Here is a 24999-nt window from a genome sequence, read left to right as displayed (position 1 = left end):
GCGGAACGCCGTCCAGCCCTCGGTTGGGGGAGCCACTACGTGTAGGCCGTGTGGAACCGGTCCCGGTACTCCGACGGGGCGATGCCGACGAGGCGGTGGAACGCGCGGCGGAGCGTCTCGGCGGAACCGAAACCGCAGCGGCGCGCGATGCTCTCGACCGGGTCGTCGCGTTCGGCGAGTGCGCGTTGAGCCGCTTCGATCCGGGCTCGTTCCACATAGGCCGCAGGGGGCACGCCGATCTCCTTGGTGAACCTGCGTTGCAGGTGGCGCGGGGAGAGACCGGCGAGGGAGGCCAGGTCGGCGATGGTGTTGCGGCCGCCGGGGTTCGTGTGGATCGCGTCGACGACCTTGCGGAGCACGTCGCTCGCCGGTTGCGCCGACCAGAGGGGAACGCTGAACTGCGACTGGTTCCCCGGTCGACGCAGGTACATGACGAGATCCCGGGCCACGCGGAGCGCGGCGTCCCGACCGATGTCCGCCTCGACGAGCGCCAGCGCGAGATCCATCCCCGCGGTCACGCCCGCCGAGGTCCAGAGGCGCCCCTCCCGGATGAAGATCGGCTTGCAGTCGACCTCGACCGAGGGGAACTCGTGAGCCAGCCGGTCGGCCTCGTTCCAGTGCGTCGTCACCCGCCGCCCGTCGAGCAGCCCGGCTTCGGCGAGCAGGAACGATCCACTGCAGACCGAGGCGACGCGCTGGGCGCAGCCGGCCGCCGCGCGGATCCACTCCACCAGCTCCCGCTGGGAACGGGCCGCGTGGACCCCGCTGCCGCCCACCACGATCATGGTGTCGGCGGTGGTCGGGTCGGTCTCCGCGATGCCGGTGGCGAGCACCGGCATCCCCATGTTCGAGCGGACCGGGCCCGCTCGTAGAGCCACGATCGAGCAGGCGTAGCCGGCCTCCGCGAACACGTCGTACGGCCCGGCCAGATCGAGGGCCTGGTAGCCGTCGAAGATCACCAAGGTGACCGATCCGGGGTCCACGGCTCCAGGGTGCCTCGGCACGGTCGCGTCGTCCACGACGCTCACCCCTCGGTTCGCGCCATCGGGCCGGCGCTACGCGGCGGCGTCGCGGGCGCGCAGGTCCGTGCTCTGCTCTGGCGAGGGGGACTCGCGGCCGCCTTCGAGCCGGATGACCTGATCCGCGCGGCTGATCGTCGCCGGGCGGTTCGAGACGACGATCAGCGTGCGGTCCCGCCGTGCGAGCAACCTGTCCCACAACTGCCGTTCGGTGTGCACGTCCAGTGCGCTGGAGACGTCGTCGAGGACCAGCAGGTCCGGTCGGCGAACGAGCGCCCTCGCCAGGGCTGCCCGCTGGATCTGCCCTCCCGACAGCCGCACACCGCGGGTGCCGACCGCGGTCGCCAACCCCTCCGGCATGGCGGCGACGTCGGCGTCGAACACCGCGGTGCGCAGCGCCGCCGTCACGCCGGCGGTGTCGTCCGAGCCGAGCAGCAGGTTGTCCTGCAGCGATTCGCTGAACAGCCGCGGTACCTGCGGCACGTAGGCGCACCGCGGCGGCACGAAGAACCCTGATCGGTCCTCGACCGGCTCGCCGTTCCAGAGCACCTCTCCGCCCTGGATGGGCATGAGTCCGAGCAGGGCGCGCAGCAACGTCGTCTTGCCCGCACCCGCCGGGCCGGTGATGACCACGAAGGACCCGCGGACCGAGGTCAGTTCGACGTGCCGAACGCCGTGCCCGGAACCCGGGTGGACCGCCGTCAGGTCACGAACGTCCAGCCGCCGCAGCACGCCGGCCGCCCGGGCGGGCGTTCCGTGCGGGAGATCCTCGTCGAACAGCGGCCGGTGGGTGACCAGTCGCTCCGGTGAGGCGCCGGGGAGGAGCGCCGCCATCCGCTCGACCGCGACACCGGCCTGCCGGTGGCCGGCGAGCAGGCGACCGGCGTAGCGCGGCATCGCCACCAGCGTCCCGACGTAGCTCGCGAACAGGGCGAGGTCGCCCACGGTGAAGTCGCCCGACCCCGATGCGGGTATCGCCAGCAGCAGGACCAGCCCGGTGCTCAGGCTGACCGTGACGCGGCTGAAGGTGTCGATCATCTGGGTGCCGAGCTGATCGCGCAGACCGGCGCGACGACGGCGTTCGTCGTACTCGGCGAGTCGGTCCACGATCCCACCGCCTGCGTGCGCCGTCTTGACCGTGAGCACCGCGCCGAACATCGCACCCAACAGCCCCGTCGCCTCCGCCGTCGCGCGGCGGTATGCGGCACGGCGCTTCCGGATCTTCCTGCTCGCCATCCGGGTGGAGATCACGACGGTGGCCAACGGGAGCACCACCGACACGGTCATCAGTGGATCGATCGTCAGCATCACCGTGATCGCGCCGGCGGCGAACACCAGCTCGCCGGCGACGAAGAGAGCGATGTCGAGGAACCCGAGGAAGTCGTCGACGTCGTCCCGGAAACGGCTGACGGCCTCGCCGGAAGAGGCGGGCAAGGAGCATGCCTCCGCGCCGCCACTGGCCATCTGGGCGCGCAGCATGTTGAGCCGGAGCAGTCCGCGCAGCTGCTCCAGGTAGAAGATCCGCACCACACCGCCCCAGTGAGCGGCGATCCGGACCAGCTCGACGGCGGCCAGCACCGCGATGACCCCGTGGACGCCGATCCCGGCCGGCCTGTCACCGCTCATCGCGTCGAAGATCTGCTGCAGGAGCCATCCGACCAGCAACATCGACGAGCTCGCCGCCACGAAGAATGCGAGCGAGAGCAGGAACGTGCCCGGGCGGTACGCGGCCAGGCGGCGCGCCACCCGCCAGGTCGAGAGCTGTTCGCCCGTCATCGCGGCGTGCTCCCCGATGCCATCGCGAGCAGCCCTGCGAAGCGGGATCCGGGGTCGTCGGCCAGCGCTCGTCTCGAGCCCTGCTCGACGATCCGGCCGCGCTCCAGCAGCAGGATCCGGTCGGCCCGGTCGAGGGTGCCGAGGCGGTGTGCGATCACGATCGCCGTCCGTCCGGCGAACAGCCTGTCGACGGCCCGCTCGATGCGGGCCTCACTCGCCGGATCCAGCCGCGAGGTGGCTTCGTCGAGCACCACCAGCCCCGGGTTCCGCAGGAACACCCGCGCGAAGGCGATGAGCTGGGCCTCCCCGGCCGAGACCCCGGCTCCGCCAGGGCCGAGGAAGGTGTCGAGACCGGAGGGCAGGGCCTGGAACCACGGGCCGAGCCCCAGGGAGTCGAGGAGATCGATCATCTCCTCGTCAGCGGTCCGGTGAGCGCCGAACAACGTGAGGTTGTCCCGCACGGACGCGTCGAAGAGCTGGACGTCCTGCGTCACCAGCGCGACGCGTTTGCGCAGCTCCTCGATGCGCACGTCGCGCACGTCGGTACCGGCGACGCGGATCGTCCCCTCCACCGGGTCGAGCAGTCGCAGCAGAAGCCTCGCCAACGTCGTCTTGCCGCTACCCGTCCGACCGACGACTCCGAGCACCGTGCCCGCCTCGATCCTCAGCGAGAGCCCGTCGAGAACGGGGGCCGCCTTCCGGTAGGCGAACCCGACGTCGTCCAGCTCGACCGACAGCGGGCCGGGCGGAAGCGCTGCCCGGCCGTCGTCGGGCACCGCCGACCGTTGCGCGAGCAACTCCCCGACGCGGGCGAACCCGGCCATCGCCTCCTGGACCTTCGGGAGCTGCTCGAAGATCCGCTCCAGCGGCTCGCGCACCATGTCGGTGTACCTGAACAGGAGGTACACGGTGCCCAACGTGATCGCCCCGGTGTGGAACAGCGCGGTTCCGGCCGACAGGCTCAGCACGCCGCCCGCGGCGAAGACCGCGAGCGTGAGGACCCAGTTGGTCCTCGAGGCGAGCGACGCCCGCCGGGAGACCCCGACGAGGTGCGCCGTCGTGCGCCGGAACCGCCGGACCGCGAACGCGCCACCCCCGTTCGCCCGCAGATCCTCCGCCCCACCCAGACGCTCCTCGATCTCACCGAGGAGTGCCGCCACCGCGATCCGGCGTTCGGTCGCCGCCGGCACGGTGGATCGCCGCAGCCGTCCGATCACCGCCCCGGCGACGACCGCGAAGACGGTGAGCCCCAGCCCCACCCGCCAGTCCTCGACGAAGACGGCGACCAGGACACCGAGCAGTGTCAGGGCGCTGCCGACGGCGTGGACGACGAACGACGACAGGAACGACGACAGCGCCGTGACGTCGCCGTCCGTCCGCTCGATCAGCTCGCCGGGGGAATGCCGCTCGTGGAACGACAGGTCGAGCCCGAGGGCGTGCCGTGCCACGCGGTGCCGCAGGTCGTTGCCGGCCACCCACGCCAGGTGCGCGCTCGCCTGCCCCACCGCGACGCCGATGGCCTGTTGGACGAAGGAGACCACGACGTAGCCCCCGGCGATCAGCGCCAGCAGCGACAGCGGGCGGCCTGCGGCCGCCTCGTCGATGAAGCAACGCAGGAGCTGCGGACCGGCCAACGGGGCCGCTGAGCTCGCCACCAGGAGAACCCCCAGACCGGCGAGCTGGGCGAACCGCCCGCGGGCGAGGATCGTGAGGAGTCCGGCAGCCACGTCTCCAGGGTCGTTGCGAGCACGTGCGGCGGCCACGACGTGCACCCCACGGATCGCGCCCACCGGGCGCCCCTCTCGTGCCGCTCCGTGCACGCCACGTGCTGTCTGTCCCCTCACCTCCGCGTGACTCGGCAGGTCTCGGGCAGGAGCATGGAGTCACGTGACCACCGCGCGCCCCCGCTCACCGTCCGCGACCGGCTCCCCCGCGGTTCCGGCGGCTCTGCTGGTCACCGCGATCCTGCTGCTGGCGGTGAACCTGCGCGGACCGCTCGTGGCCGTGTCGGCGGTGGTCGACCCGATCCGCTCCGACCTGGGCATCGACGCCGCGACCGCTGGGCTCCTCACGAGCCTCCCGGTGCTGTGCTTCGGGCTGGCCACTCCCCTGGCCTCGGCGTTCCTGGCGCGGGCGGGACTCGCGCGGGGCGTGCTCGTCGCGCTCGTCGTCCTGCTCGCCGGGGTCCTCGTGCGCTCGCTCGACGGCCTGCCCGCGGCGATCGCGGGCACGCTGCTGCTCGGTCTCGCGATCACCGCGGGCAACGTGGCCGTCCCCGTGGTGATCGGGCGCGACCTCACCCGGCACGCCGGTGCGGTCCTCGGCGCCTACACCGCCGCGCTGAACGTCGGGTCGATGCTCACCCTGTCGCTGACCGTGCCGATCGCGGGCGTCACCGGCTGGCGCACCGCGCTCGCGAGCTGGGGCGCGCTGGTCGTGGTGGCCGCCGTGGTCTGGTGGTGGGCGACCCGCGGCCGGGACCCGGAACCTGCACCCGCCCAGGACACGTCCGCCACCGCGCCCACGGCGTGGTGGCGCCGACCGGTGGCCTGGGTCCTCACCGTCGCGTTCGCCGGGCAGGCGTTCGCCTACTACGGCGTGACGGCGTGGCTCCCGCAGCTCCTGCGCGACGAGCTCGCGATGCCCCCCGTCACGGCGGGCGCGGCCGCCTCGGTCTTCCAGATCGCCGCGCTCGGCGGCGCGTTCGGCGTGCCGGTGCTGCTGCGCTACGCCGGCCCGCGCGCCACCGTGCTCGTCGTGTGCGCCGCGTGGACGACGATCCCGCTCGGCATGCTCCTCGCGCCCCAACTCTGGACGGCATGGTGCATTGTCGGCGGGTTCGCCCAGGGCGGGGGCCTGGTGGTGATCTTCTCGCTGGTCGTGCAGGCGGCAAGGGACGCCGCGGAGAGCCGGAGGTTCTCCGCGCTCGTGCAGGGGGGCGGGTACACGGTCGCCGCCGCTGCGCCGCCGGTGATCGGCGCCGTCCACGCCGCCACGGGCGACTGGACGGCGCCGCTGCTCGTCGTGCTGGTCGCGATCGCCGTGCTCGCCGTGGCGGGCGCGATCGCGGGCGGCCTGCGGGCTACCCGGCCCGTCCCCGGCTGACCGTCTCGAGCGCGGTGCGGACGTCCTCGCGGATCTCAGCAGGCATGCGTCCCAGGGCGTGCCCCAGCGACATGTGCGGCAACCAGCGCGTCTGGTCGAGGAGCTCCTGCACCTTCGCCTCGTCCCGCGCGCGGACCGCGCCGAGGAGCACGTCGAACGCCTCCTGGTCGTCGATCACCTCGGCGAGCGACGTGTCGAGGGTGACCGGTCCGCGGCCGTTGCTCGCCGCGGGCGCCGGGACCTCCCACCGGTGGGTGCCCGAGCCGACCGTGATCGGCTCGGCGCCGCCGGGCAGCCGCACCGTCGCCGTGGTGTTGGCCGGCACCACCGCGTCCACGACGATCGTGTCCCCGCGCCGCTCCCAGCCCGCCTCCGCGCGCCCGTACGGCGTCTCGTGCGCCGTGCGCGCCCGGTCCAGGCCGGGCAGCGGGTGCGGGGCGATGTCGAGCTCCCGGTAGCCCGGGGCGCCCGGGGCGAGACCCGCGACGACCCGGTGCAACCAGTCGGCGATCGCGCCGAACGCGTAGTGGTTGAACGAGGTCATCTGGCCCGGGTTGACCGTGCCGTCCGGGAGCATGCTGTCCCAGCGCTCCCAGATCGTGGTGGCGCCCATCGTCACCGGGTAGAGCCAGGACGGGCACTGCGTCTGCAGCAGCATCCGGGCGGCCGCGTCCAGGTGGCCGGCGTCGGTGAGCGCGTCCTGCACGATCGGCGTGCCGACGAACCCGGTGGCCACCCGGTAGCCGGTGATCCGCACGAGCTCGGCGAGGCGCTCGCCCATCACGCGGCGCTCCCCGGGGTCGGTGACGATGCCGTACACCAGCGCCATCGCGTAGGCGGTCTGGGTGTCGGACATCATCCGGCCGGCCGGCGTGACGTACTCGCGGACGAACGCGGTGCGCACGTCCTCGGCCAGCTTCCGGTAGTGCGCGGCGTCGTCGTCGCGGCCGAGCAGTGCGGCGGCGCGGGCGAGCAGGTCGGTGGAGCGGAACAGGTGCGCGCTCGCCACGAGGTCCCGGTCGGTGGTGGCGTCGCCGGGGCGTTCCGGCGGTGCCGCGGGGTCGAGCCAGTCGCCGAACTGGAACCGGCCCTCCCACAGCAGCCTCGGCCCGGCCAGCCCGAGCAGCACCTCCACCCAGTCGCGCATGCTGTCGTACTGGGCCGCCAGCACGCTGCGGTCGCCGAACCGCTCGTACAGCACGTGCGGGATCACGGTGGCGGCATCGCCCCACGCCGCGGCGGGCGTGGCGGCGCGGTCGAGGACGTTCGGGATGATGAACGGCACGACGCCGTCCTGCACCCGCTGCTCCAGCGCGAGGTCGGTGAGCCACGAGGCGAGGAAGCCGTCGCTGTCGAACAGGTAGGTGGCGGTGGGCGAGAAGACCTGGATGTCGCCGGTCCAGCCGAGCCGCTCGTCGCGCTGCGGGCAGTCGGTGGGCACGTGCAGGAAGTTGCCCCGCATCCCCCACACCACGTTCTCGTGCAGCCGGTCGACCAGCTCGGACGAGCTCTCGAACCACCCCGTCCGGCGCATGTCGGTGTGCACCACCACAGCGACGAGGTCCGCCGGGTCCAGCTCGCCGGGCCAGCCCTCGACCTGCACGTAGCGGAACCCGTGGAACGTCGAGCGCGGCTCCCAGATCTCCTGGCCGCCACCGGCGAGCGTGATGCGGTCGGTGGCCTCGGCCCTGCGCAGCGGCCGGGTGCACAGCTCCCCGTGCTCGAGCACCTCGGCGTGGCGCAGCACGATCTCATGGCCGGCTTCGCCGCTCACCGTGATCCGCAGCCAGCCGACGAGGTTCTGCCCGAAGTCGAGGATGGTGGCCCCGCTCGGGGAGGTCAGCACCTCTCGGACCGGCAGCTCCTCGGTGCGCCGGGCGCCGGGGGCGCTGCGGGCCTCGGGCACCACGGTCGTCTCGTCCACCCGCACCGGCGCCCACCCGGAGTCGTCGAAGCCGGGAGCGGACCAGCCGGGCAGCGCGCGCCGGGCGTCGTACGACTCCCCGGCGTAGATGCCGCCCGCGGTGATCGGCCCCTCCGCGGTCGCCCGCCATTCCGGCCCGCTCGCGACGGTGGCGGTGCGCCCGTCGGCGTACTCGATCACCAGCTGGACGGCGACCGCGGGCTGCGGCCCGTAGTGCAGCTCCGCCTCCCGGAAGCCGAACCGCTCGCAGTACCAGCCACCCGAGAGCGACACGCCCACCGCGTTCTCGCCGACGGCGAGCAGCGCCGTGACGTCCGTGGTCTCGTGCAGCAACCGCTGCTCGTAGGGCGTCCAGCCGGGCTTGAGGACCTCGTCGTCGACCTCGTGTCCGTTGACCTCCACCTGGTAGACGCCGTGGGCCGTGGCGTAGAGGGTGGCGCGACGCACGGGGCCGTCGACGGTGAACCCGGCCCGCACGAGGGCGGGCTGCCCTTCCACCGCCGGGTCGGCGAGGCCCACCAGCTGCGCGGTCCAGCCGCCCTCCGGCACGAACCCGGCCACGATCTCGTGCGGCTCGCTCCACTCCGACGCCACGCCGTCCTCGCCCGTGACGCGGACCCGGACGGTGTGCACACCGCCGGGCTCGAGGGGGTCGAAGGGCCAGTCGACCAGCACGGAGTCACGCCCGTCCAGCCGGACGGTGTGGGCGCCGTCGAGCTCCACCTCGGCGCCCGCCTGGAGCCATCCGGCGGTGTCGGACTCGGTTACCCAGGACAGGCGGGGGCGCGGGGTGGCGACGGTGGTCCGATCGGTGGCGTACTCGGCGGTGATCCGGACGACGGACGGCACAGATTTTCCCTTCGACTAACCCTTGATGGCGCCGGCGGTCATTCCGGCGACGATCTGGCGGTTGAAGAACAGGTACATCACGAGCGGTGGAATGGTGATGAGCAGGATGTTCGTGAACAGCAGGTTGTACTGCGTCTCGTACTGGCTCTGGAAGTTGTAGAGCGTGAGCTGCACGGTGGCGTTCTGCTCACCGGGCAGGAAGTACAGCGGGTGGGTGAAGTCGTTGAAGACCACCACCGACTGCACGACGATCACGGTGACCGCCACCGGCCGCAGCAGCGGGAAGATCACGCGGAAGAACAGCCGCAGCGGCCCGGCGCCGTCGATGATCGCGGCCTCGTCCAGCTCCCGGGGCACGGTCGCGATGAACGCCCGGAACAGCAGGATCGAGAACGACAGCCCGTACGCGACCTCGACCAGGATCAGCCCGGTCATGGTGCGGAAGAGCCCCATCCCCTGCAGCACCCAGATCGTGGGCACGACCGCGGGCGGGATGATCAGCCCGGCCAGCACGAGGAAGTTGACGTACCCGCTCCAACGGCTCGGGCGCCGTTGCAGCACGAACCCGACCATCGCCGCGATGATCACCATGATCGCCACGCTGGAGACCGTGAGGATCGTGCTGTTGACGAACGCGATGATGAGGATGTAGTCGCGCGCCTCCAGGGCTTCGCGCAGATTGTCCAGCAGCGCGATCTCGGAGGGCCACGTGAATTCCAGCAGGCCCGCCTCCTGCTGGTTCTTCATCGCGGTGACGAGGATGAACACGAACGGCACGATGAACACCACGGCGAACACGAGGATGGCCGCCGTGCCGAGCCAGTAGCGCGTCGCGGTCCTCACAGTTCGACCTCCTTGCGGTTGAGGAACCGCGAGAGCGGCAGGACGATCGCGGTGACCAGGACGAACAGCAGGACGTTCCCGGCGGTGGAGAGGCCGTAGAAGCCGGCCTGGTACTGCTTGTAGATCACCGAGGCGATCACGTCGGAGGTGAAACCGGGCCCGCCGCGGGTCATCGCCCAGATCAGGTCGAACGACCGCAGGCCCCCGATCAGCGACAGGATGATCACGGTGACGGTCGCCGGGCGGGCCAGCGGCAGCAGCACGTGCCGGAACTGGTGCAGCGGGCCGGCGCCGTCCACCCGCGCCGCCTCGAAGTACTCCTGCGGGATCGAGACGATGCCTGCGATGTAGATGACGGTGGCGAGCCCGACGCCCTTCCACACGTCGACCAGCGCCACCGACAGCAGCGCGAGGGACGGGTCGGTGAGCCAGCCCGGCCCCGTGATCCCGATGGCGGCGAGCGCCTCGTTGATCGGGCCGCCGAAGGGGTCCATCAGCACCTGGAAGGTGATCCCGACGCCGATGGTGCTGACCAGCACCGGGAAGAACACCACGGAGCGCAGGAAGCCGCGCGCGATGATCTGCGAGGTCAGCAGCACGCCGAGCAGCAGGCCGAGCACGACCTTGAGAGCCGACGTGACGACCCCGTAGATGATCGTGTTGATCATGCCGGTGACGAGCGCCGGTTCCCGGAAGAACTGGACGAAGTTCTCCAGCCCGATGAACTCGAACTCGAACAGGCTCCAGCGGGTGAGGCTGAAGTAGAACGAGGCGAACGTCGGGACCAGGAAGAAGATCGTGTAGATGATCGCGGCCGGCAGGTAGAACCAGGTCGGGTAGGCGCTACGCGGTCGCCGCCCGGCCGGCGGAGCACTCGCCGCCCCGCGGGGGGCGGCGGTGCTCGTCGTCGTCATGGCCATCTGGTCGCCCTCCGGGCGTGTCGCTAGCGGACCACTCAGTCCCACCCGGGCAACCCCAGCTGGAGGGCCTGCTTGCGGACGTCCTGGTCGTACAGGGCGGCCCCGTCGGCGGCCGGGCGGATGCCGGACCCGACCTCGACGGTGATCTGCTCCAGGGCCGGACCCTTGATCGGCGACAGGAACTCCAGCGCGGGGCTGTAGGTCCCGGCGTCGATGTAGCCCTGGAAGTCCATGGTGGCCGGCACGACGTCGGCGGGGAGCTCGCACCCGTCCACCGCGTACGGGCCGGTGGGCGTGGAGCCCGCGGACTGCGCGTCGCATCCGGCAGGGCTGGCGATGAACGCCTGCAGCTTCTTGGCCGCCTCCAGCTCCGCCCCCTCGGTCGTCTTGGGGATGTAGATGCCCGACGGGGACCAGACGGTCAGCCCGTTCTTCGCGGGGTCGGCGCCGGGTATCGGGAAGATGCCGATGTCCCGGGCGCCCTCGGGCGAGGTGACGGCGAGCGTGGCGATGGCGTTGCTGAGCATCGGGTAGTGCGCGCCCTCGCCCGCCCCGAGCTTGCGCAGCCCGTCCTCCAGCTTGGCGGTGGGGAAGTCCTCGTTGTAGTAGCCGAGGTCGTGCAGCTCCTGCAGGTGCTGCCAGCCCTTCAGCGCGGCCGGGGAGGTGGCGTACTTCGCCTGGCCTGCGGTGTAGCGCTCGGGGAAGTCCGGCTCGGCCGCGGCGACGTTGTGGAAGTCGCCGAGGACGAACAGCTGGGAGGTGTAGGTGTCACCGTAGGTCTGGATGACCGGCACGAGGCCGGCGGCCTTCACGGCGGCGTTGTTCGCCATGAACTCGTCCCACGTGCGCGGGACCTGCAGGCCGAGTTCGGCGTAGACCTTCTTGTTGTAGAGGACGGCGCCGGTCATCTGGGGGCCGAACGGCGAGCCGTACACCTGGTTGTCGGCCGTCACGACCCGCTTGAAGTTGTCCTCGAGCTGCGCGACCCAGGGCTGGTCGGTGACCGGCACCAGGTTCTGCACCGGCCCGATGGCCTGGAACAGCGACCCGGAGTTGTAGAGGAACAGGTCGGTCATGTCGCCGGTCGCGAGGCGGGTCTTGATGATGTTGTCGCCCTCGGACCCGCCGGGCCGGGTCTCGACGTCGACGGTCACGCCCGGGTTCTGTGCCGTGAAGGCCTCGGCCACGCTCTTCGCGGCGCGAACCGTGTTCTCGTTGCTGGTGACGAGGAAGGTCAGCGAGACCCCGTCCCCGCCTCCGCTCGAACCGAGGCTGCCGGCGCTGCAGCCGGCGAGGGCCAGCGCGACGCCGGCCGCGAGCGCGATCATCCGCAGACGACCGCGCGGAGATGTCTGCTTCCTCATCTGGACCTCTTTGTCAGGACGGGAATTTAAACGTTTCAGATGCTGCGGCGACCCTAAGGGCGCATGTGATGCACGTCAAGTCACAGCTTGGACCACGGCACTGAAGAGGATCAGCAGTGAAAGGTTTCACCGCTGGTCGGAGAGGTGGCTGACCAGCCGGCCCAGCGCGTCGGCGTGACCACGAGGACCCGACCCGACGGCGGCGCCACCGCGTACGGCGGGTACTTCGCCACCAGCGCGTCCAGCGCCCGCTCGCGCAGCCGGCCGCCCCCGTGCACCGCGGCCGTGCCGTCCACCCGGACCCACCACAGCGCCGACCAGTCGTCGGCGTAGTGGTCGACGACGATCCCCACCCGCGGGTCGCGCTCGACGTCGGCGAGGCGAGCGAGCCGGGTGGTCGTCTTCGGCTTGACCTCGTCCACCGCGGAGCAGATCAGGCCGTCCACGAGCACGAACGTGATCGGAACCAGCCGCGGGGTGCCGTCGGGGCGCAGGGTCGCCAGCCGGGCCACCGGGGCGGCGGCGGCGAGGGAGCGCATCGCGGCGGGGTCGAGGGCGGGCACCTCGCGGAGTGTGGCCGGAGGATCCGCTCGGCGCGACCGGGAGAGAACCGGGGCCCGCTCCTGGGGTCCCTGCCAGTCCGTCCCGGCTACGCTGCGGCCGCATGGCTCCTCCCCCCGCCGTGGCGGTCGCACCGGGTGTGTTCCGCATCCCCACCGTCGGGTCGTGGGCGGTCAACTCGTTCGCCCTCGTCGACGGCGACGGGTCGGTCACCCTCGTGGACACGGGTGTCGAACGGGCGCCCGCGCGGATCGTCGCCGGGCTGGCCGCGCTCGGGAAACACCCCGCCGACGTGCAGCGGATCGTGCTCACCCACGCCCACCCGGACCACGCGGGCGGCGCGAAGGAGATGGCGGACCGCACGGGCGCGCCGCTGGCGGTGCACGCCGACGACGCCGGGTTCGTCGAGTCGGGCGAGTCCCCGCCCAACGACAAGTCGTACTCGGTGGGCCGGGTCTTCGCGCGGCTGCAGGACGGGCGGTTCCCGGCCGTGGGTGTCGGCGAGAAGCTCACCGACGGGCAGGTGCTCGACGTCGCGGGCGGGCTGCGCGTGGTGGCGACGCCCGGTCACTCCCCCGGGCACATCTCGCTCCTGCACCAGCCGACGCGCACGCTGATCACCGGTGACGCGATCTTCAACGTGCTCGGCATGCGTTACCCGCCCCGGTTCTTCTGCACCGACTTCCGGATGACCAAGCGCACCGCACACGTACTGGGCGAGCTGGAGTACGACCGTGTGGCCTTCACCCACGGCCCGGAGATCGTCGGCGGTGCCCGCGACGCGGTTCGACGCTTCCTCGCGAAGTCGCTCACCGCCTGACCGTCGGCAGCTGCACCGGGTGCCTACCCGCGTGCGGTGGTTCCCTCGATGAGGCCGCGGATGTAGCCGACGGCGTACAGCCTGCCGAGCACGCCGTATCCGGCCTGGGCACCCACCTCACCGTGCAGCGTCGGCACGTGGTCCGACCGCATCAGGCCGTCGAACCCGATGCCGTGGTAGGCCTCGACGCAGGCCCGCATGTCGGTGGGGCCTGCGTCGTGCCAGGTCTCGACGAAGTGGTCGACCGTGCCCTCGACGTCCCGGAAGTGGACGAAGAAGATCTTGCCGCCGTCCCCGAGGCCGCGGATGGTGCCCGGCAGGTCGTCGGTCATGAGGCGGAAGTTGCCCTGGCAGAACGTGATGCCGTTCATGGGGCTGTCGGAGATCTCCAGCAGCCGCCGGAACCCGTCGACGCTCGACATGATCCGCCCGATGCCGCCGAGCGGCGAGATCGGCGGGTCGTCCGGGTGCATCGCGAGGCGCACGCCCGCCTCCTCCGCGACGGGCAGCACCCGAGCGAGGAAGTACTCCAGGTTCTCCCAGAGTTGCTCCTCGGAGATCGTGCCGAGCGGGGGCGGCGGTCCGGCCTCGAAGACGGCCCGGTCGAACCCGGTGACGGTCGACCCGCCGCGCGACGGGACGGCCGTGCTCGTGCGCACCCAGTTGCGATCGGTCATCCACTCGTAGCACCACACCGGGATCCCGAGCCTGCCCATGTTGCGCAGCAACGTGCAGACGTTCTCGATCTCCTCGTCGCGGCCGGGCAGCCCACGCTTGGCGAGGTTGAACGGCGGGCGCCACTCGATCACGCCCAGGTCGAATCCGTTGCGCTCGTAGAGGTCCTTCGCGCGGACCATGGGGAGGTAGTCCCACGGCGCCTCGTGTCCCGGGCGGGGCCGGGGGTCGCCGGGGAGCGTGCCGACCGCGTCGGTCACGCCGGCCTGCCGCATCAGCGGCCAGAGGCTGCCGCCCGCCTGGTCCGCCGGCAGCATCTCCGCGATCCTCACCGATCACCCTCCTCTGTTCCGCTACGCAGAACGCGATCCCGCCCAACTGAACCCGTGGGCGACCGTACCGCCCAGCACCGGCGCGGCTCCACACCCCGCACCACCGGAGCACCCCGCGCGCGCCCGCCACCACCGGTTGTCGGGGCACCTCCGTAGCCTGATCCCGTGCTCGCCGTCCACGCCCTCTGGTCCCCGGGCCGCGGGGTGCTGCTCTGGGCCGAGGACGGCGATCGGCCCGCCGGCTCGTCGAGCCGGTCGATGCGCCCCGCGCGGCCGCACCCGTTCGCGGCGCCGGTGTCCGCGCTCGCGGCGCTGCACCCGGGCAAGCCGGCCACAGCCACGCTCCTGCTGCCCTCGCGCCCGGGCGGGCCGCTCGCCTCGCCCGAGCTGGTGCGCGGTGCCGGACGGAACGGGGCGCCCCGCGGCGGTCCCGTGCTGCGCGCCTGGACGGTGCCCGCGCTCGCCGTCGACGCCGCCGAGCTGGAGGACCCGGCCGACGAGGCGCGCTACGGCGCCTCCGTGGCGCACCTGCGCGCCGTGGCCGCGCTCGCGGCCGACCTCGCCGCCCGCGGCCGGGTGCTGCCCACCCTGCGCCGCCACGGCGGCCACGCCTTCGCCCGGTGGCGGCCGGTCGTGCAGGGGCTCGACGCCGTCGCGTTCGACGCGCTCATCGCGGCGCTGCCGCCGGTCGGGCGGGCGGAAGCGCTCGCCCCCGGCGCGGGGCCCGACCCGCACGAGCTGATGGCCGGCGCGCTCGAGGCGCTCACCGACGCCGCCGTGCGCGACCGCCTGGCCCGCGCCCCGCAGCCGGTCACCCTCCTCCCGCCGCGGCGCGGCCGCGCATCAGGCGCGCCGCCCGTCACCGAGGCGTGGCTCGCCGCCCTGCTCACCGCCGACGGCCGCCTCGACGCCGCCGTCCCCGCCACGGAGCTGTCCGCGCTCGAGGAGGCCGTGGCCGACTGGGACGCCTTCGGCGCCGACACCACCGGCGAGGGCCGGGCCTGCTTCCGGCTCTCGGAGATCAGCACGTTGCACGACCCGTCCGATCCCGAGCCGGACACGCTCGACCAGACCGGGGAGGGCACCCGCTGGGTGCTGGAGTTCCTGCTCCAGTCCACGGCCGACCCGAGCCTGCTCGTTCCCGCCGAGCACGTGTGGGCCGGCGCTGCGGAGCGCCTGCTCGCCGAGCCGCAGGAGCTGCTGCTGGCCGAGCTGGGCCGGGCGGCACTGGTGTACCCGGCGCTCGCCAGGGCGTTGCGTCAGGCCCGGCCCGGCCACCTCGACCTCACCGTCGACGACGCCCACGAGTTCCTCACCACCCGCGCCGCGCTGCTCGTCGAGGCGGGGTTCGGGGTGCAGCTTCCGCGCGGCTGGGACGGCGCGCGCCGGGTGGGGCTCACCCTCTCCGCCCGCAGCACACCCGCCGACCGCGTGCTCACCCGCAGCGGCCTCGGCCGCGAGCAGCTCGCGGAGTTCCGCTGGTCGATCGCGGTGGGCGACGAGGAGCTGTCCGAGGAGGAGATCAGCGAGCTCGTCGCCACCAAGGCGCCGCTCGTGCGGCTGCGCGGCCGCTGGGTGAGCGTCGACGTCGAGCGGCTGCGCAAGGGCCTGGAGTTCCTGCGCCGGGCCCGCACCCGCCGCGACGCGGACGCGGGTGTGGCGGGAGGGGGCACCGCCGCCGAGATCCTCGCGCTGGCCCAGCGCCACCCCGACGACTGGGACGACGGGGAGGTGCCGCTCCCGGTCACCGACATCCGGGCCGACGGTTGGATCGGCGAGCTGCTCGCCGGCACCGCGGAGCAGACGATCAGCCCGATCGAGCCGCCGCCGAGCTTCCAGGCCCAGCTGCGCCCCTACCAGCAGCGCGGCGTGTCGTGGCTGGCGTTCCTGTCCGCCCTCGGGCTCGGTGCCTGCCTCGCCGACGACATGGGGCTGGGCAAGACCGTCCAGCTGCTCGCGCTCGAGGCCTGCGAACGAGCGCAGGAGCGGCGCGCGCCCACGCTGCTGGTCTGCCCGATGTCGCTGGTCGGCACCTGGCAGCGGGAGGCCGCGCGGTTCGCGCCCGACCTGCGCGTGCTCGCCCACCACGGTGCAGGCCGCGCCCACGGCGAGGCACTCCTGACGGCCGTCGCGGATGCCGACCTCGTCGTCACCACCTACGCCACCGCCGCTCGCGACGGTGACGATCTCGCGCAGGTGGCGTGGCGGCGGCTCGTGCTCGACGAGGCGCAGGCCGTGAAGAACAGCCGGGCCACCCACGCCCGCGCCGTGCGCCGGTTCACCGCGGAGCACCGCGTGGCCCTCACCGGCACCCCGGTGGAGAACCGGCTCTCCGAGCTCTGGTCGATCATGGACGTGCTCAACCCCGGCCTGCTCGGCTCCGCCGACAGCTTCCGCATCCGCTACGCGATCCCGGTGGAGCGCCACGGCAACAAGGACACGGCCGCGCTGCTGCGCCGCGTCACCCGTCCCTACCTGCTGCGCCGGGTCAAGACCGACCCCACGATCATCGACGACCTGCCCGACAAGATCGAGGTCACCCAGCACTACCGGCTCACCCGCGAACAGGCGTCGCTCTACCGCACCGTCGTCGACGACATGCTGGAGAAGATCGAGGACACCGAGGGCATCGAGCGGCGCGGCAACGTCCTCGCCGCGATGGCCAAGCTCAAGCAGGTCTGCAACCACCCCGCGCAGCTGCTGCACGACGGCTCCCCGGTGGGCCGCCGCTCCGGCAAGATCATCAGGCTGGAGGAGATCCTCGCCGAGATCCTCGACGAAGGCGACCGCGTGCTGTGCTTCACGCAGTTCACCGAGTTCGGCCACATGCTCGTCCCGCACCTGTCGGCCCGCTTCGACACCGACGTCGCGTTCCTGCACGGCGGCACCCCGAAGAAGCGGCGCGACGAGATGGTCACGCGTTTCCAGGCCGGGGACGGCCCACCGATCATGCTGCTCTCGCTCAAGGCGGGCGGCACCGGCCTCACGCTCACCGCCGCCAACCACGTGATCCACCTCGACCGCTGGTGGAACCCGGCCGTCGAGAACCAGGCCACCGACCGCGCCTTCCGCATCGGCCAGCGGCGCAACGTGCAGGTGCGCAAGTTCGTGTGCCCGGGCACGGTCGAGGAGCGCATCGACGAGCTGATCACGAAGAAGAAGGCCCTGTCCTCCATGGTCGTGGGCGACGGCGAGGGCTGGCTCACGGAGCTGTCCACCGAGTCGCTGCGGGAGCTGTTCACGCTCGGCGGCGAGGCCCTCCAGGAGGAGGAGGCCGAGGATGCCTGACCCGGATCCCTTCTGGTGGCGCGACGCCGAGCCCTCCCGCCCGCGCCGGGTCGAGGGCGGCATCCAGATCAACAGCACCCGCGGCCCGGTGGCGCGCACCTGGTGGTCGCAGCGCTTCCTGTCCGTGCTGGAGTCGCTCGGGGTGGGCGGGCGGCTGTCCCGGGGCCGCAGCTACGCCCGCGCCGGGCAGATCGTCTCCCTCGACATCGACGTGGGCGGCGCCGTCGCGCAGGTCCAGGGCTCGCGGCCGCAGCCCTACCAGGTGCGGATCGGGGTGCCCGCGTTCGGCAAGGCGGAGTGGGCGGCGGTGGCGCAGGCCCTCACCGACGACGCCTCGTACGCGGCGGCCCTCCTCAACGGGGAGATGCCGCGCGACATCGAGCGCGTCTTCGAGGCGGTGGGGCTCTCGCTCTTCCCGGCGAACGAGCGCGATCTCGCGATGGACTGCAGCTGCCCCGACTACGCGGTGCCGTGCAAGCACCTCGCGGCGGTCTGCTACGTACTCGCCGAGCGGTTCGACGCCGACCCGTTCCAGATCCTCGCGCTGCGCGGACGTCACCGCGACGCGCTGCTGGAGGAGCTGCGCGCCCGGCGCTCGGCGGCCCCCGCACCCGCGTACGGGGAGGACCTCGCCCAGGTCATGGACCGGTTCTGGGCGTCGGGCGAGCTGCCAGAGCAGCTCGCCGGTCCGCGCACCCCGCCGGACGCCCTGCTCGACCAGGTGCCTCCGTTCCCGATCGAGATCCGCGGCGAGCAGGCCGCCGAGCTGCTGCGCCCGGCCTACCGGGCGCTCGGCGCGGAGATCTAGACGAGTCATCCCGCTGGGAGCCATCAAGGGCACCTGGGTGGTGCGCCGGGTCGTGGCGGCCGAAGGCAATGTCGGCCCCGGCCGGGCCAGGCCTTCACCCCCGGGAGTCACTAGAAAGGAGGCGTGTCCACCTCACCGCGCCCCGACCTCCGCCGCCTCGCCACGCTCGCCATCCACGCCGGCAACGCCGTCGACGCCGGGAGCGGGGCGATCCGCCGCCCGCTGGTGATGGCCAACTCCTACGCCCTGCCCGACGACCCGTCGGAGATCTCCTGGTCGGGCACCGGCACGCCGCTCTACACCCGCAACGGCGGAGCCAACCAGAAGTGGCTCGAGGAGAAGCTCGCGGCGCTCGAGGGCGGGGCCGCCGCGGTGGCGCTCGCCAGCGGCATGGCGGCGATCCACGCCGTGCTCTTCGCCGCGCTGCGTTCCGGCGACCACGTCGTCTGCTCCGACAACACCTACGTCGGCACGTACCGGCTGCTCACGGAGCTGCTCCCGGCCAAGTACGGGATCACGGCCACGCTCGTCGACTCCTCCGACCCGGCCGCCGTGGCCGCCGCCGTCCGGCCGGAGACCCGGCTCGTGCACGTCGAGACCCCGGCCAACCCGACCACCCGCATCACCGACGTGGCCGCCGTGGCCGAGCTCGCGCACGCCGCAGGCGCCCTGCTCTCGGTGGACGCCACGTTCGCCACGCCCGTCCTGCAGCGCCCGCTCGCCCTCGGCGCGGACGTCGTCGTGCACTCGCTCACGAAGTACATCAACGGCCACGGCGACGCGATGGGCGGCGCCGTCATCGGGTCAGGCGACGCAGGGACGGCGCTCGTCGAGGCGGTGCGCACGGAGGCGATGGTGAACGTCGGCGGGGCGATCAGCCCGTTCAACGCCTGGCTGATCATGCGCGGCTCGGTGACGCTGCCGATGCGGATGCGGACCCACTGCGCGAACGCGCAGGCGGTGGCCGAGTTCCTCGACCAGGACCCGCGGGTGGCCTACGTCGCCTACCCCGGCCTCGCGTCGCACCCTCAGCACACGCTCGCCGCCCGCACCCTCGACGGCGGGTTCGGCGGCATGGTCGCGTTCGCCGTGGCAGGCGACTCCGACACGCAGAACCGGTTCGTCGCGGCGCTGCGGGTGATCACGTCGGCGGTGTCGCTCGGACACGACGAGTCGCTGATCGTGCACGTGTCCGGCGACGACGAGCGCGCCCGGTTCTACCCGGAGGAGTTCCGGCGGTACGGCCACCTGCGGTTCTCGGTGGGTCTGGAGGACCCTCGGGACCTGGTGGCCGACCTGGACCAGGCGCTGACCGTGGCCGTCGGGCCGGCCTGACGGCTACGCGGGCACGAGGCCGAGCCCGCGCAGCAGCCCGAGCTCGTCGAGCCGGCCCCAGCGCTCGACGATCCTGCCGTCCTCGATCCGGAAGACGTTGATGCCGTCGAGCACGATGGCGCGGCCGGTCGGTGGCACGCCCATCAGCGGGGCACCGGTGTGCGTACCGCTGGCGCGGAACCGCTCGACCACCGTGTCGCCCTCGGCGACGAGCTGGAGGACGTCGCTGTGCCAGTCCGGCAGCGCCTGCCGGAACACGACGGCCGCTCGGCGCAGGCCTTCCGCCCCGGAGGGCGCGTCGGGCACCGGCGGGTCGTGGTCGATGCAGTCGGGGTGCACGTAACGGTCGACGGCCTCGAGGTCGCCCTTCGTGAAGAGCTCCTGGATGAACGCGTCGACGAGCTGCTTGTTGCGGGATTCCTGGCTGGTGCTCATGGCGGAAGGGTGGAGCGCCGCGGCAGCGGGGGCCATCCCAACAACATGGGGTTCCGCCGCCGTTCGCGTGGGCGGACACTTCGTCCGTGAGCCCGGCATCCGGTGCAGGGCGGGCGGAGCAGGAACTCGTCCGGCTGTGCCACAGCGGCCTGGACCTCCCCGCGCTGCGGACGGGGGTCCTGCGGTCCCTGCGGCGGATCATGCCGGTGGACGCGGCCTTCTTCGCCACGGCCGACCCGGAGACGCTGCTCTTCACCAGCGGGTACTCCGAAGAACCCCTCGCCGCGGCCACGGCGCTGTTCCTCGACAACGAGTTCCGCGACGCGGACGTCAACAAGTTCACGACGCTCGCCACGGCCTCCACGCACGTGTCGTCGCTCGACGCGGCGACCCGCGGGGACCGCTGGTCGAGCGGGCGCTACCGCGACATCATGCGCCCGGCCGGGCTGGGCGACGAGCTGCGGGTCGCCCTGACGACCGGCGGGGACTGCTGGGGCTTCCTGTGCCTGCACCGCACCGACCACCCGCTGGGCTTCAGCCCCGTGGAGGCCGCGCTCGTGGCCCGCGTCGGGCCGCACATCGCGCACGCGCTGCGCCAGACGGTGCTGCTGCACGGTCCCGCACCGGCCGCCGACGACCTGCGTCCCGGCGTGCTGGTCCTCGCGGAGGACCTGACCGTCGTCGCGGCCACCCCGGAGGCCGACGCCCTGCTGGCGCAGCTGGAACCGGCCCGCCACCTCCCGCTGCCCACGGCCGTGTACGCGGTCGCGGCCGCGCTGAGCCGGGACAGCGCCGCCCCCACCACGCGCGTCCACGCCGCTTCAGGCCGGTGGCTCGCCCTGCACGCCTCCCGCCTCGACGGAGCGGGCGCCGGCCGGGTCGCCGTCGTCGTGGAGCCGTGCGCGCCGCGCGCGACCGTCGCGATCCGGCTGGCCGCCTACGGGCTCTCCCGGCGTGAGGCGGAGGTCGCGCGACTCGTGCTGCGCGGGTCCTCGACCCGGGCGATCTGCGCCGCGCTGCACATCTCGCCGCACACGGTGCAGGACCACCTCAAGAACGTGTTCGACAAGCTCGGCGTGCGGAGCAGGCGGGATCTGGTCGGCCTGATGCTCGGCGGCTGAGTCCCGCTTTCCTCCCCGGGCCCGGAGGGGCCGTCGGCCCCGGCGGCCGGCCCCGGCCGGGCCCCGAGGGGGGCGGCCGGCCGCGGGTGGGGATGGCCCGCCCTCGTGGCGCAGGCACGGGGCCGTGTCTAGGAGGGTCCTGAACAACTCCGGCCGTGGCGAGCGGCGTCCAGGTGGTGCCATCGCAAGGCGGACGATCGGGCCGATACCGCTGTTGTATCGGTGCGATCGTCCAACGCGGCGAGGGCGCCGCCTGGGCGCCGCGCAGTAGGTCGGAGTTGTTCAGGGTGCTCCTAGGCAACGGCCACCGGCTCGGCGAGCATGCCCTGGCGGTGGGCACGCCGCTCGAACCACAGGGTGGCGAGCGGCGGGATGCTCGCGACCAGCGCGATCAGGGTGACCGGCAACCGCCAGCGGAACGTGCGGGCGACGACGAGCGTGACGACCACGTAGGCCACGAAAAGCGCACCGTGGACGGGCCCGAACACCTTCACGCCGATGTCGTCGAACACCACGACGTACTTGAAGAACATCCCGATCAGCAGGCCGGCCCACGAGCACGCCTCGGCGATCGCGACGACGCGGAACGCCAGTGCGCCGGTGGACGGGGAGACGACAGCCACCCCTTCACTCTGCCGGACGCAGGCGGCTACCCATTTGCCGGGTGTCGAAGTACACAGCGTATTCGTCGCTTGGCACCTACGTAGGCACTGAGCTACACTTCCTCCGTGCAAGCCGTTCTCGAAGCCCTCGTCGAACCGCGCAGGCGCGAGATCCTCCGCCTGGTGCGCGACGGGGAGCTCACGGCGGGTGCCATCGCCGGCCGGTTCCCCGACGTCGCGCGGCCCACGGTCTCTCAGCACCTGCGCGTGCTGCGGGGCGCAGGGCTGGTCGTCGAGCGCCGCGAGGGCACCCGGCGCTTCTACCGGGCCCGCCCCGAGGCACTCGCGGAGTTGCACGCGTTCGTCGCCGACTTCTGGGACACGCGGCTCGCCGCCCTGAAGCAGGCTCTCGACGAGGAGGAAACATGACGTCCGCACCGTGGTGGACCGAGCTCAAGAGCATCACCCTGCACGTCGAGGGCGAGTCGCCGCGGCTGTGGCCGGAATCGGCGTCCGAGGAGTACTGCCGGGCGCGGATGGATCTGGTGGCGGCCGAGGCGGAGCTGCGCGACCGGATCGAGGCGGTGGCCGCGCAGCGGCGGGCGCTCCCGCCCGGCGGCGAGCTGCCCGACCACACGTTCGTCGAGGGCCCCGACGACCTGTCGGCCGACGGCCCGGAGCGCGCCGTGCGGCTGTCGGAGCTCTTCGCCGGGCACGACGAGCTCGTGCTCTACCACCTCATGCTGCATCCCGAGGACACGAAGGCCTGCGCGGCGTGCTCGATGTTCGTCGACGGCCTGGACGGGGTGGAGCGGCATCTCACGCAGCGCGTCGGCTTCGCCGTCATGGCGCCCGCGCCGCTGCCCGTGCTGCGCGCGTGGGCCCGCAGCCGGGGTTGGCGGCGGGCGCGGCTGGTCTCCTGTGCCGGCACGACGTTCCTCGACGAGCTCGGCGTCTCCGGATCCCGCGGCGCGCTGTTCCCGGCGTTCAGCGTGCACACCCAGGACACCGGGGGTCGCATCCGGCACGTCACCACGCAGCCCGCCGACTTCCCGGACGGGTCGATGCGCGGGATGGACCTGATGAGCCCGGTCTGGAACCTGTTCGACCTGCTGCCGTCCGGCCGCGGCGACCAGGATCCGGACAACACCTACCCGCTGGTGCCCTCGAGGCGCTGACGCAGCACGTACTTCTGGATCTTGCCCGTCGAGGTCTTCGGCAGCGGGCCGAACACGACCTGCTTGGGTGCCTTGAACCGCGCCAACCGCCCACGGACGTGCTCCTGCAGCTCCTCCGCGGTGGCGCTCGCGCCCTCGTGCAGGGTCACGTACGCGACCGGCACCTCGCCCCACCGCTCGTCGGGGGCGGCCACCACGGCCGCCTCCAGCACGGCGGGGTGGTCGGCGAGCACCTGCTCGACCTCGACGCTCGCGATGTTCTCACCACCGGAGATGATCACGTCCTTGCTGCGGTCGCGCAGCTCCACGTAGCCGTCGGGGTGCAGGACACCGAGGTCGCCGGTGCGGAACCAGCCGTCGGGGGCCGCGGCGGCCGTCGCGTCCGGGTCGTGCAGGTAGCCCAGCATCACGTTGTTGCCGCGCAGCGCGATCTCACCGATCGTCGCGCCGTCGGCCGGGACGTCCGCACCGTCCGGCCCGACGACGCGGGCCCGGCAGGAGATCATGTTCCCGACGCCCTGGCGGGCCTTGAGCCGCGCCTGCTCGTCGGCGTCGAGGCCGTTCCACTCCGGCCGCCAGTCGCAGATCATCACCGGGCCGAACGTCTCGGTGAGCCCGTAGAGGTGCGTGACGTCGAACCCCAGCTCGCCCATCCGGCGCAGGATCGCGGGCGTCGGCGGCGCCCCGCCGGTGGCCACGCGGACCGTGCGCTCCAGCGTCGCGGCCGCCGCGGCGTAGGCGATCATCGACAGCACGGTCGGTGCGCCCTCCAGGTGGGTGACGCCCTCCTCGCGGAGGAGCCGCCAGACCTCCTCCGGCTCCACCTTCGGCAGGCACACGTGGGTCCCGGCCGCCGCGGTGACGGCCCACGGGAAGCACCAGCCGTTGCAGTGGAACATCGGCAACGTCCACAGGTGCACCGCCGACGGCGACAGGCCCGTGTGCGCGGCCATGGCCAGTGCCTGCAGGTAGGCGCCGCGGTGGTGGTACATCACGCCCTTGGGCCGCCCCGTCGTCCCGGACGTGTAGTTGACCGAGAGCAGCCCGCGCTCGTCGGCCGGTGCGACCGCCTGCGGCGTCGAAGCGGCGAGCAGCTCCTCGTACCGCTCCCCCACCCGCACGAGCACCGGCGGCTCGGCCAGCCCCGACACGGCATCCGCCACCAGCGCGTCGAACCCCGGATCGTGCACCAGCACAGCGGCCTGCGAGTGCTCCAGGATGTAGGCCACCTCCGCCGCCGCCAGCCGGGTGTTGATCGCGACCAGTGGCACACCGGCCCACGGCACGCCGAAGTGCGCCTCGAGGAGCACGTGGGTGTTCGGCGCCAGCACCGCCACCGGACGACCCCCGGCGAGCGGGGCCAGCGCCCCCGCGAGGCGCCGGCACCGATCGTGCAGCTGCGCGTAGCTGTAGCGACGGTCCCCGTCGACGACGGCGATCCGGTCGCCGTGGGCGGCAGCGGCCCGATCGAGGAACGACACCGGCGTCAGCGGCTCGAACGACAGGTCCACCCGATCACTATCTCCCGCCGGGCGCGACGGTGCCTCCCGCGCGCGTATCAGGCACCGGTCGCCGCGGCTCCTCCCGAGCCGTAACGCCCGTCCCGCCCCGGCCGAGCACGGGGGCAGGTGCGGCAGGCCTCCCGCCGTCGAGAAGGACCGACCATGAGCATCGACTTCCCCGCCGAGCCCTGGCACCGGCACGACCGCCGCTGCTACTGGGACCACACGAGCTGCGGCTGGGTCTGCCCGCCCGCGCAGGTCAGCGCGGCGGAGGCGCCTCCTCCAGAGCGGCGACCCGCTCGTGCAGCCGCGCCCGGATCTCCTCCGGCGTGTACGCCCGCCGCTGCCGCTGGTTCCGCGCGATGACGACACCGGTGGCCGCGACCCCGGCCAGCCCGGCGAGCCCGAGCAGCTTCCACAAGCGCATCTGACCAGTGTCCCGCGCCGGGAGTCCGGTGCGTAGATCGGCGGATCCAGTTCCGATGGGTGTGCCGGCGGACCGGCCTCGTACCGGGCGTACTCGGCCGGTGCGCCGGTGCGCC

Annotated in this window: 21 protein-coding genes; 8 read left to right on the top strand and 13 right to left on the bottom strand. The window is 72.9% G+C overall.

Going from position 1 to position 24999, the window contains the following annotated elements; translation table 11 throughout:
- Positions 1-35: 35 nt before the first annotated feature.
- The 3 genes from FHX44_RS35580 to FHX44_RS35570 form a co-directional block, all read right to left on the bottom strand.
- A complete protein-coding gene (locus tag FHX44_RS35580) occupies positions 36-983 on the bottom strand; it encodes a GlxA family transcriptional regulator (protein ID WP_147259781.1) in 948 nt (315 codons plus the stop codon).
- A 72-nt stretch (positions 984-1055) separates the two neighbouring features.
- A complete protein-coding gene (locus tag FHX44_RS35575; RefSeq protein WP_147259780.1) occupies positions 1056-2795 on the bottom strand; it encodes an ATP-binding cassette domain-containing protein in 1740 nt (579 codons plus the stop codon).
- Entirely contained in the window at positions 2792-4522 is a 1731-nt protein-coding gene (locus FHX44_RS35570; RefSeq protein ID WP_147259779.1) for an ABC transporter ATP-binding protein, read from the bottom strand. Before FHX44_RS35570 ends, FHX44_RS35575 begins: the two co-directional genes overlap by 4 nt.
- Positions 4523-4682: 160 nt before the next feature.
- Between FHX44_RS35570 and FHX44_RS35565 the strand changes: the two genes are divergently transcribed.
- A complete protein-coding gene (locus tag FHX44_RS35565; protein WP_170309169.1) occupies positions 4683-5900 on the top strand; it encodes an MFS transporter in 1218 nt (405 codons plus the stop codon).
- Here FHX44_RS35565 and FHX44_RS35560 read toward each other — a convergent pair.
- The 5 genes from FHX44_RS35560 to FHX44_RS35540 all read right to left on the bottom strand — a co-directional run bounded on the left by FHX44_RS35560 (position 5878) and on the right by FHX44_RS35540 (position 12363).
- Positions 5878-8673 carry a glycoside hydrolase family 78 protein gene (locus FHX44_RS35560; protein WP_147259778.1) on the bottom strand — a complete coding sequence of 932 codons (2796 nt, stop codon included), beginning with the start codon at positions 8671-8673 and terminating at the stop codon, positions 5878-5880. The two genes, FHX44_RS35565 and FHX44_RS35560, sit on opposite strands and share 23 nt — an antisense overlap.
- Positions 8674-8688: 15 nt before the next feature.
- Positions 8689-9516, bottom strand: coding sequence for a carbohydrate ABC transporter permease (locus FHX44_RS35555; RefSeq protein ID WP_212612798.1), 828 nt, complete (start codon positions 9514-9516; stop codon positions 8689-8691).
- Positions 9513-10430: a carbohydrate ABC transporter permease gene (locus tag FHX44_RS35550; protein ID WP_147259777.1), complete on the bottom strand. Its 918-nt coding sequence runs from the start codon at positions 10428-10430 to the stop codon at positions 9513-9515. The genes FHX44_RS35555 and FHX44_RS35550 overlap by 4 nt, the downstream gene beginning before the upstream one ends.
- A 41-nt stretch (positions 10431-10471) precedes the next feature.
- Positions 10472-11800: an ABC transporter substrate-binding protein gene (locus FHX44_RS35545; protein WP_147259776.1), complete on the bottom strand. Its 1329-nt coding sequence runs from the start codon at positions 11798-11800 to the stop codon at positions 10472-10474.
- Between the two features lie 110 nt (positions 11801-11910).
- Positions 11911-12363, bottom strand: coding sequence for a TIGR03668 family PPOX class F420-dependent oxidoreductase (locus FHX44_RS35540; RefSeq protein WP_246170765.1), 453 nt, complete (start codon positions 12361-12363; stop codon positions 11911-11913).
- Between the two features lie 101 nt (positions 12364-12464).
- Here FHX44_RS35540 and FHX44_RS35535 point away from each other — a divergent pair, with 101 nt between their 5' ends.
- Complete coding sequence (locus FHX44_RS35535) at positions 12465-13181, top strand: MBL fold metallo-hydrolase (RefSeq protein WP_147259775.1); 717 nt, start codon at positions 12465-12467, stop codon at positions 13179-13181.
- Positions 13182-13204: 23 nt separating this feature from the next.
- Here FHX44_RS35535 and FHX44_RS35530 read toward each other — a convergent pair whose 3' ends face one another.
- The gene (locus tag FHX44_RS35530; protein ID WP_212612797.1) at positions 13205-14188 is read right to left on the bottom strand and encodes a mannonate dehydratase; all 984 of its coding nucleotides are present in this window, start codon (positions 14186-14188) and stop codon (positions 13205-13207) included.
- Between the two features lie 165 nt (positions 14189-14353).
- On the opposite strand from FHX44_RS35530, the gene FHX44_RS35525 reads away from it, so the two are divergent.
- From FHX44_RS35525 to FHX44_RS35515, 3 genes are all read left to right on the top strand, one after another.
- Positions 14354-17476, top strand: coding sequence for a DEAD/DEAH box helicase (locus tag FHX44_RS35525; protein WP_147259774.1), 3123 nt, complete (start codon positions 14354-14356; stop codon positions 17474-17476).
- On the top strand, positions 17469-18284 hold the full coding sequence (locus tag FHX44_RS35520) for an SWIM zinc finger family protein (RefSeq protein ID WP_147259773.1): 816 nt from the start codon (positions 17469-17471) through the stop codon (positions 18282-18284). Before FHX44_RS35525 ends, FHX44_RS35520 begins: the two co-directional genes overlap by 8 nt.
- 123 nt (positions 18285-18407) lie before the next feature.
- Positions 18408-19619 (top strand): trans-sulfuration enzyme family protein, encoded by a 1212-nt coding sequence (locus FHX44_RS35515; RefSeq protein ID WP_147259772.1) that lies wholly within the window; start codon positions 18408-18410, stop codon positions 19617-19619.
- Between the two features lie 3 nt (positions 19620-19622).
- Here FHX44_RS35515 and FHX44_RS35510 read toward each other — a convergent pair whose 3' ends face one another.
- Positions 19623-20054 (bottom strand): ester cyclase, encoded by a 432-nt coding sequence (locus FHX44_RS35510; protein ID WP_147259771.1) that lies wholly within the window; start codon positions 20052-20054, stop codon positions 19623-19625.
- Between the two features lie 86 nt (positions 20055-20140).
- On the opposite strand from FHX44_RS35510, the gene FHX44_RS35505 reads away from it, so the two are divergent.
- Complete coding sequence (locus tag FHX44_RS35505; protein ID WP_246170764.1) at positions 20141-21175, top strand: helix-turn-helix transcriptional regulator; 1035 nt, start codon at positions 20141-20143, stop codon at positions 21173-21175.
- A gap of 293 nt (positions 21176-21468) precedes the next feature.
- Here the strand turns inward: FHX44_RS35505 and FHX44_RS35500 are convergent, their stop codons facing one another.
- Positions 21469-21798 (bottom strand): DUF3817 domain-containing protein, encoded by a 330-nt coding sequence (locus FHX44_RS35500; protein ID WP_147259770.1) that lies wholly within the window; start codon positions 21796-21798, stop codon positions 21469-21471.
- Between the two features lie 105 nt (positions 21799-21903).
- Between FHX44_RS35500 and FHX44_RS35495 the strand changes: the two genes are divergently transcribed.
- Positions 21904-22206, top strand: coding sequence for an ArsR/SmtB family transcription factor (locus FHX44_RS35495; RefSeq protein WP_147259769.1), 303 nt, complete (start codon positions 21904-21906; stop codon positions 22204-22206).
- Positions 22203-22955, top strand: coding sequence for a DUF899 family protein (locus FHX44_RS35490; protein ID WP_147259768.1), 753 nt, complete (start codon positions 22203-22205; stop codon positions 22953-22955). Before FHX44_RS35495 ends, FHX44_RS35490 begins: the two co-directional genes overlap by 4 nt.
- Here the strand turns inward: FHX44_RS35490 and FHX44_RS35485 are convergent.
- Positions 22928-24466: an AMP-binding protein gene (locus tag FHX44_RS35485; RefSeq protein WP_147259767.1), complete on the bottom strand. Its 1539-nt coding sequence runs from the start codon at positions 24464-24466 to the stop codon at positions 22928-22930. The genes FHX44_RS35490 and FHX44_RS35485 overlap by 28 nt on opposite strands.
- A 250-nt stretch (positions 24467-24716) precedes the next feature.
- Positions 24717-24884 (bottom strand): hypothetical protein, encoded by a 168-nt coding sequence (locus tag FHX44_RS42455; RefSeq protein ID WP_170309168.1) that lies wholly within the window; start codon positions 24882-24884, stop codon positions 24717-24719.
- Positions 24885-24999 lie beyond the last annotated feature (115 nt).

The sequence above is a fragment of the Pseudonocardia hierapolitana genome (genome assembly GCF_007994075.1).
Taxonomy (GTDB): Bacteria; Actinomycetota; Actinomycetes; order Mycobacteriales; family Pseudonocardiaceae; genus Pseudonocardia; species Pseudonocardia hierapolitana.
Note: the sequence above shows the minus strand (reverse complement) of the source record. Positions and strands in the feature narration are given on the sequence as shown.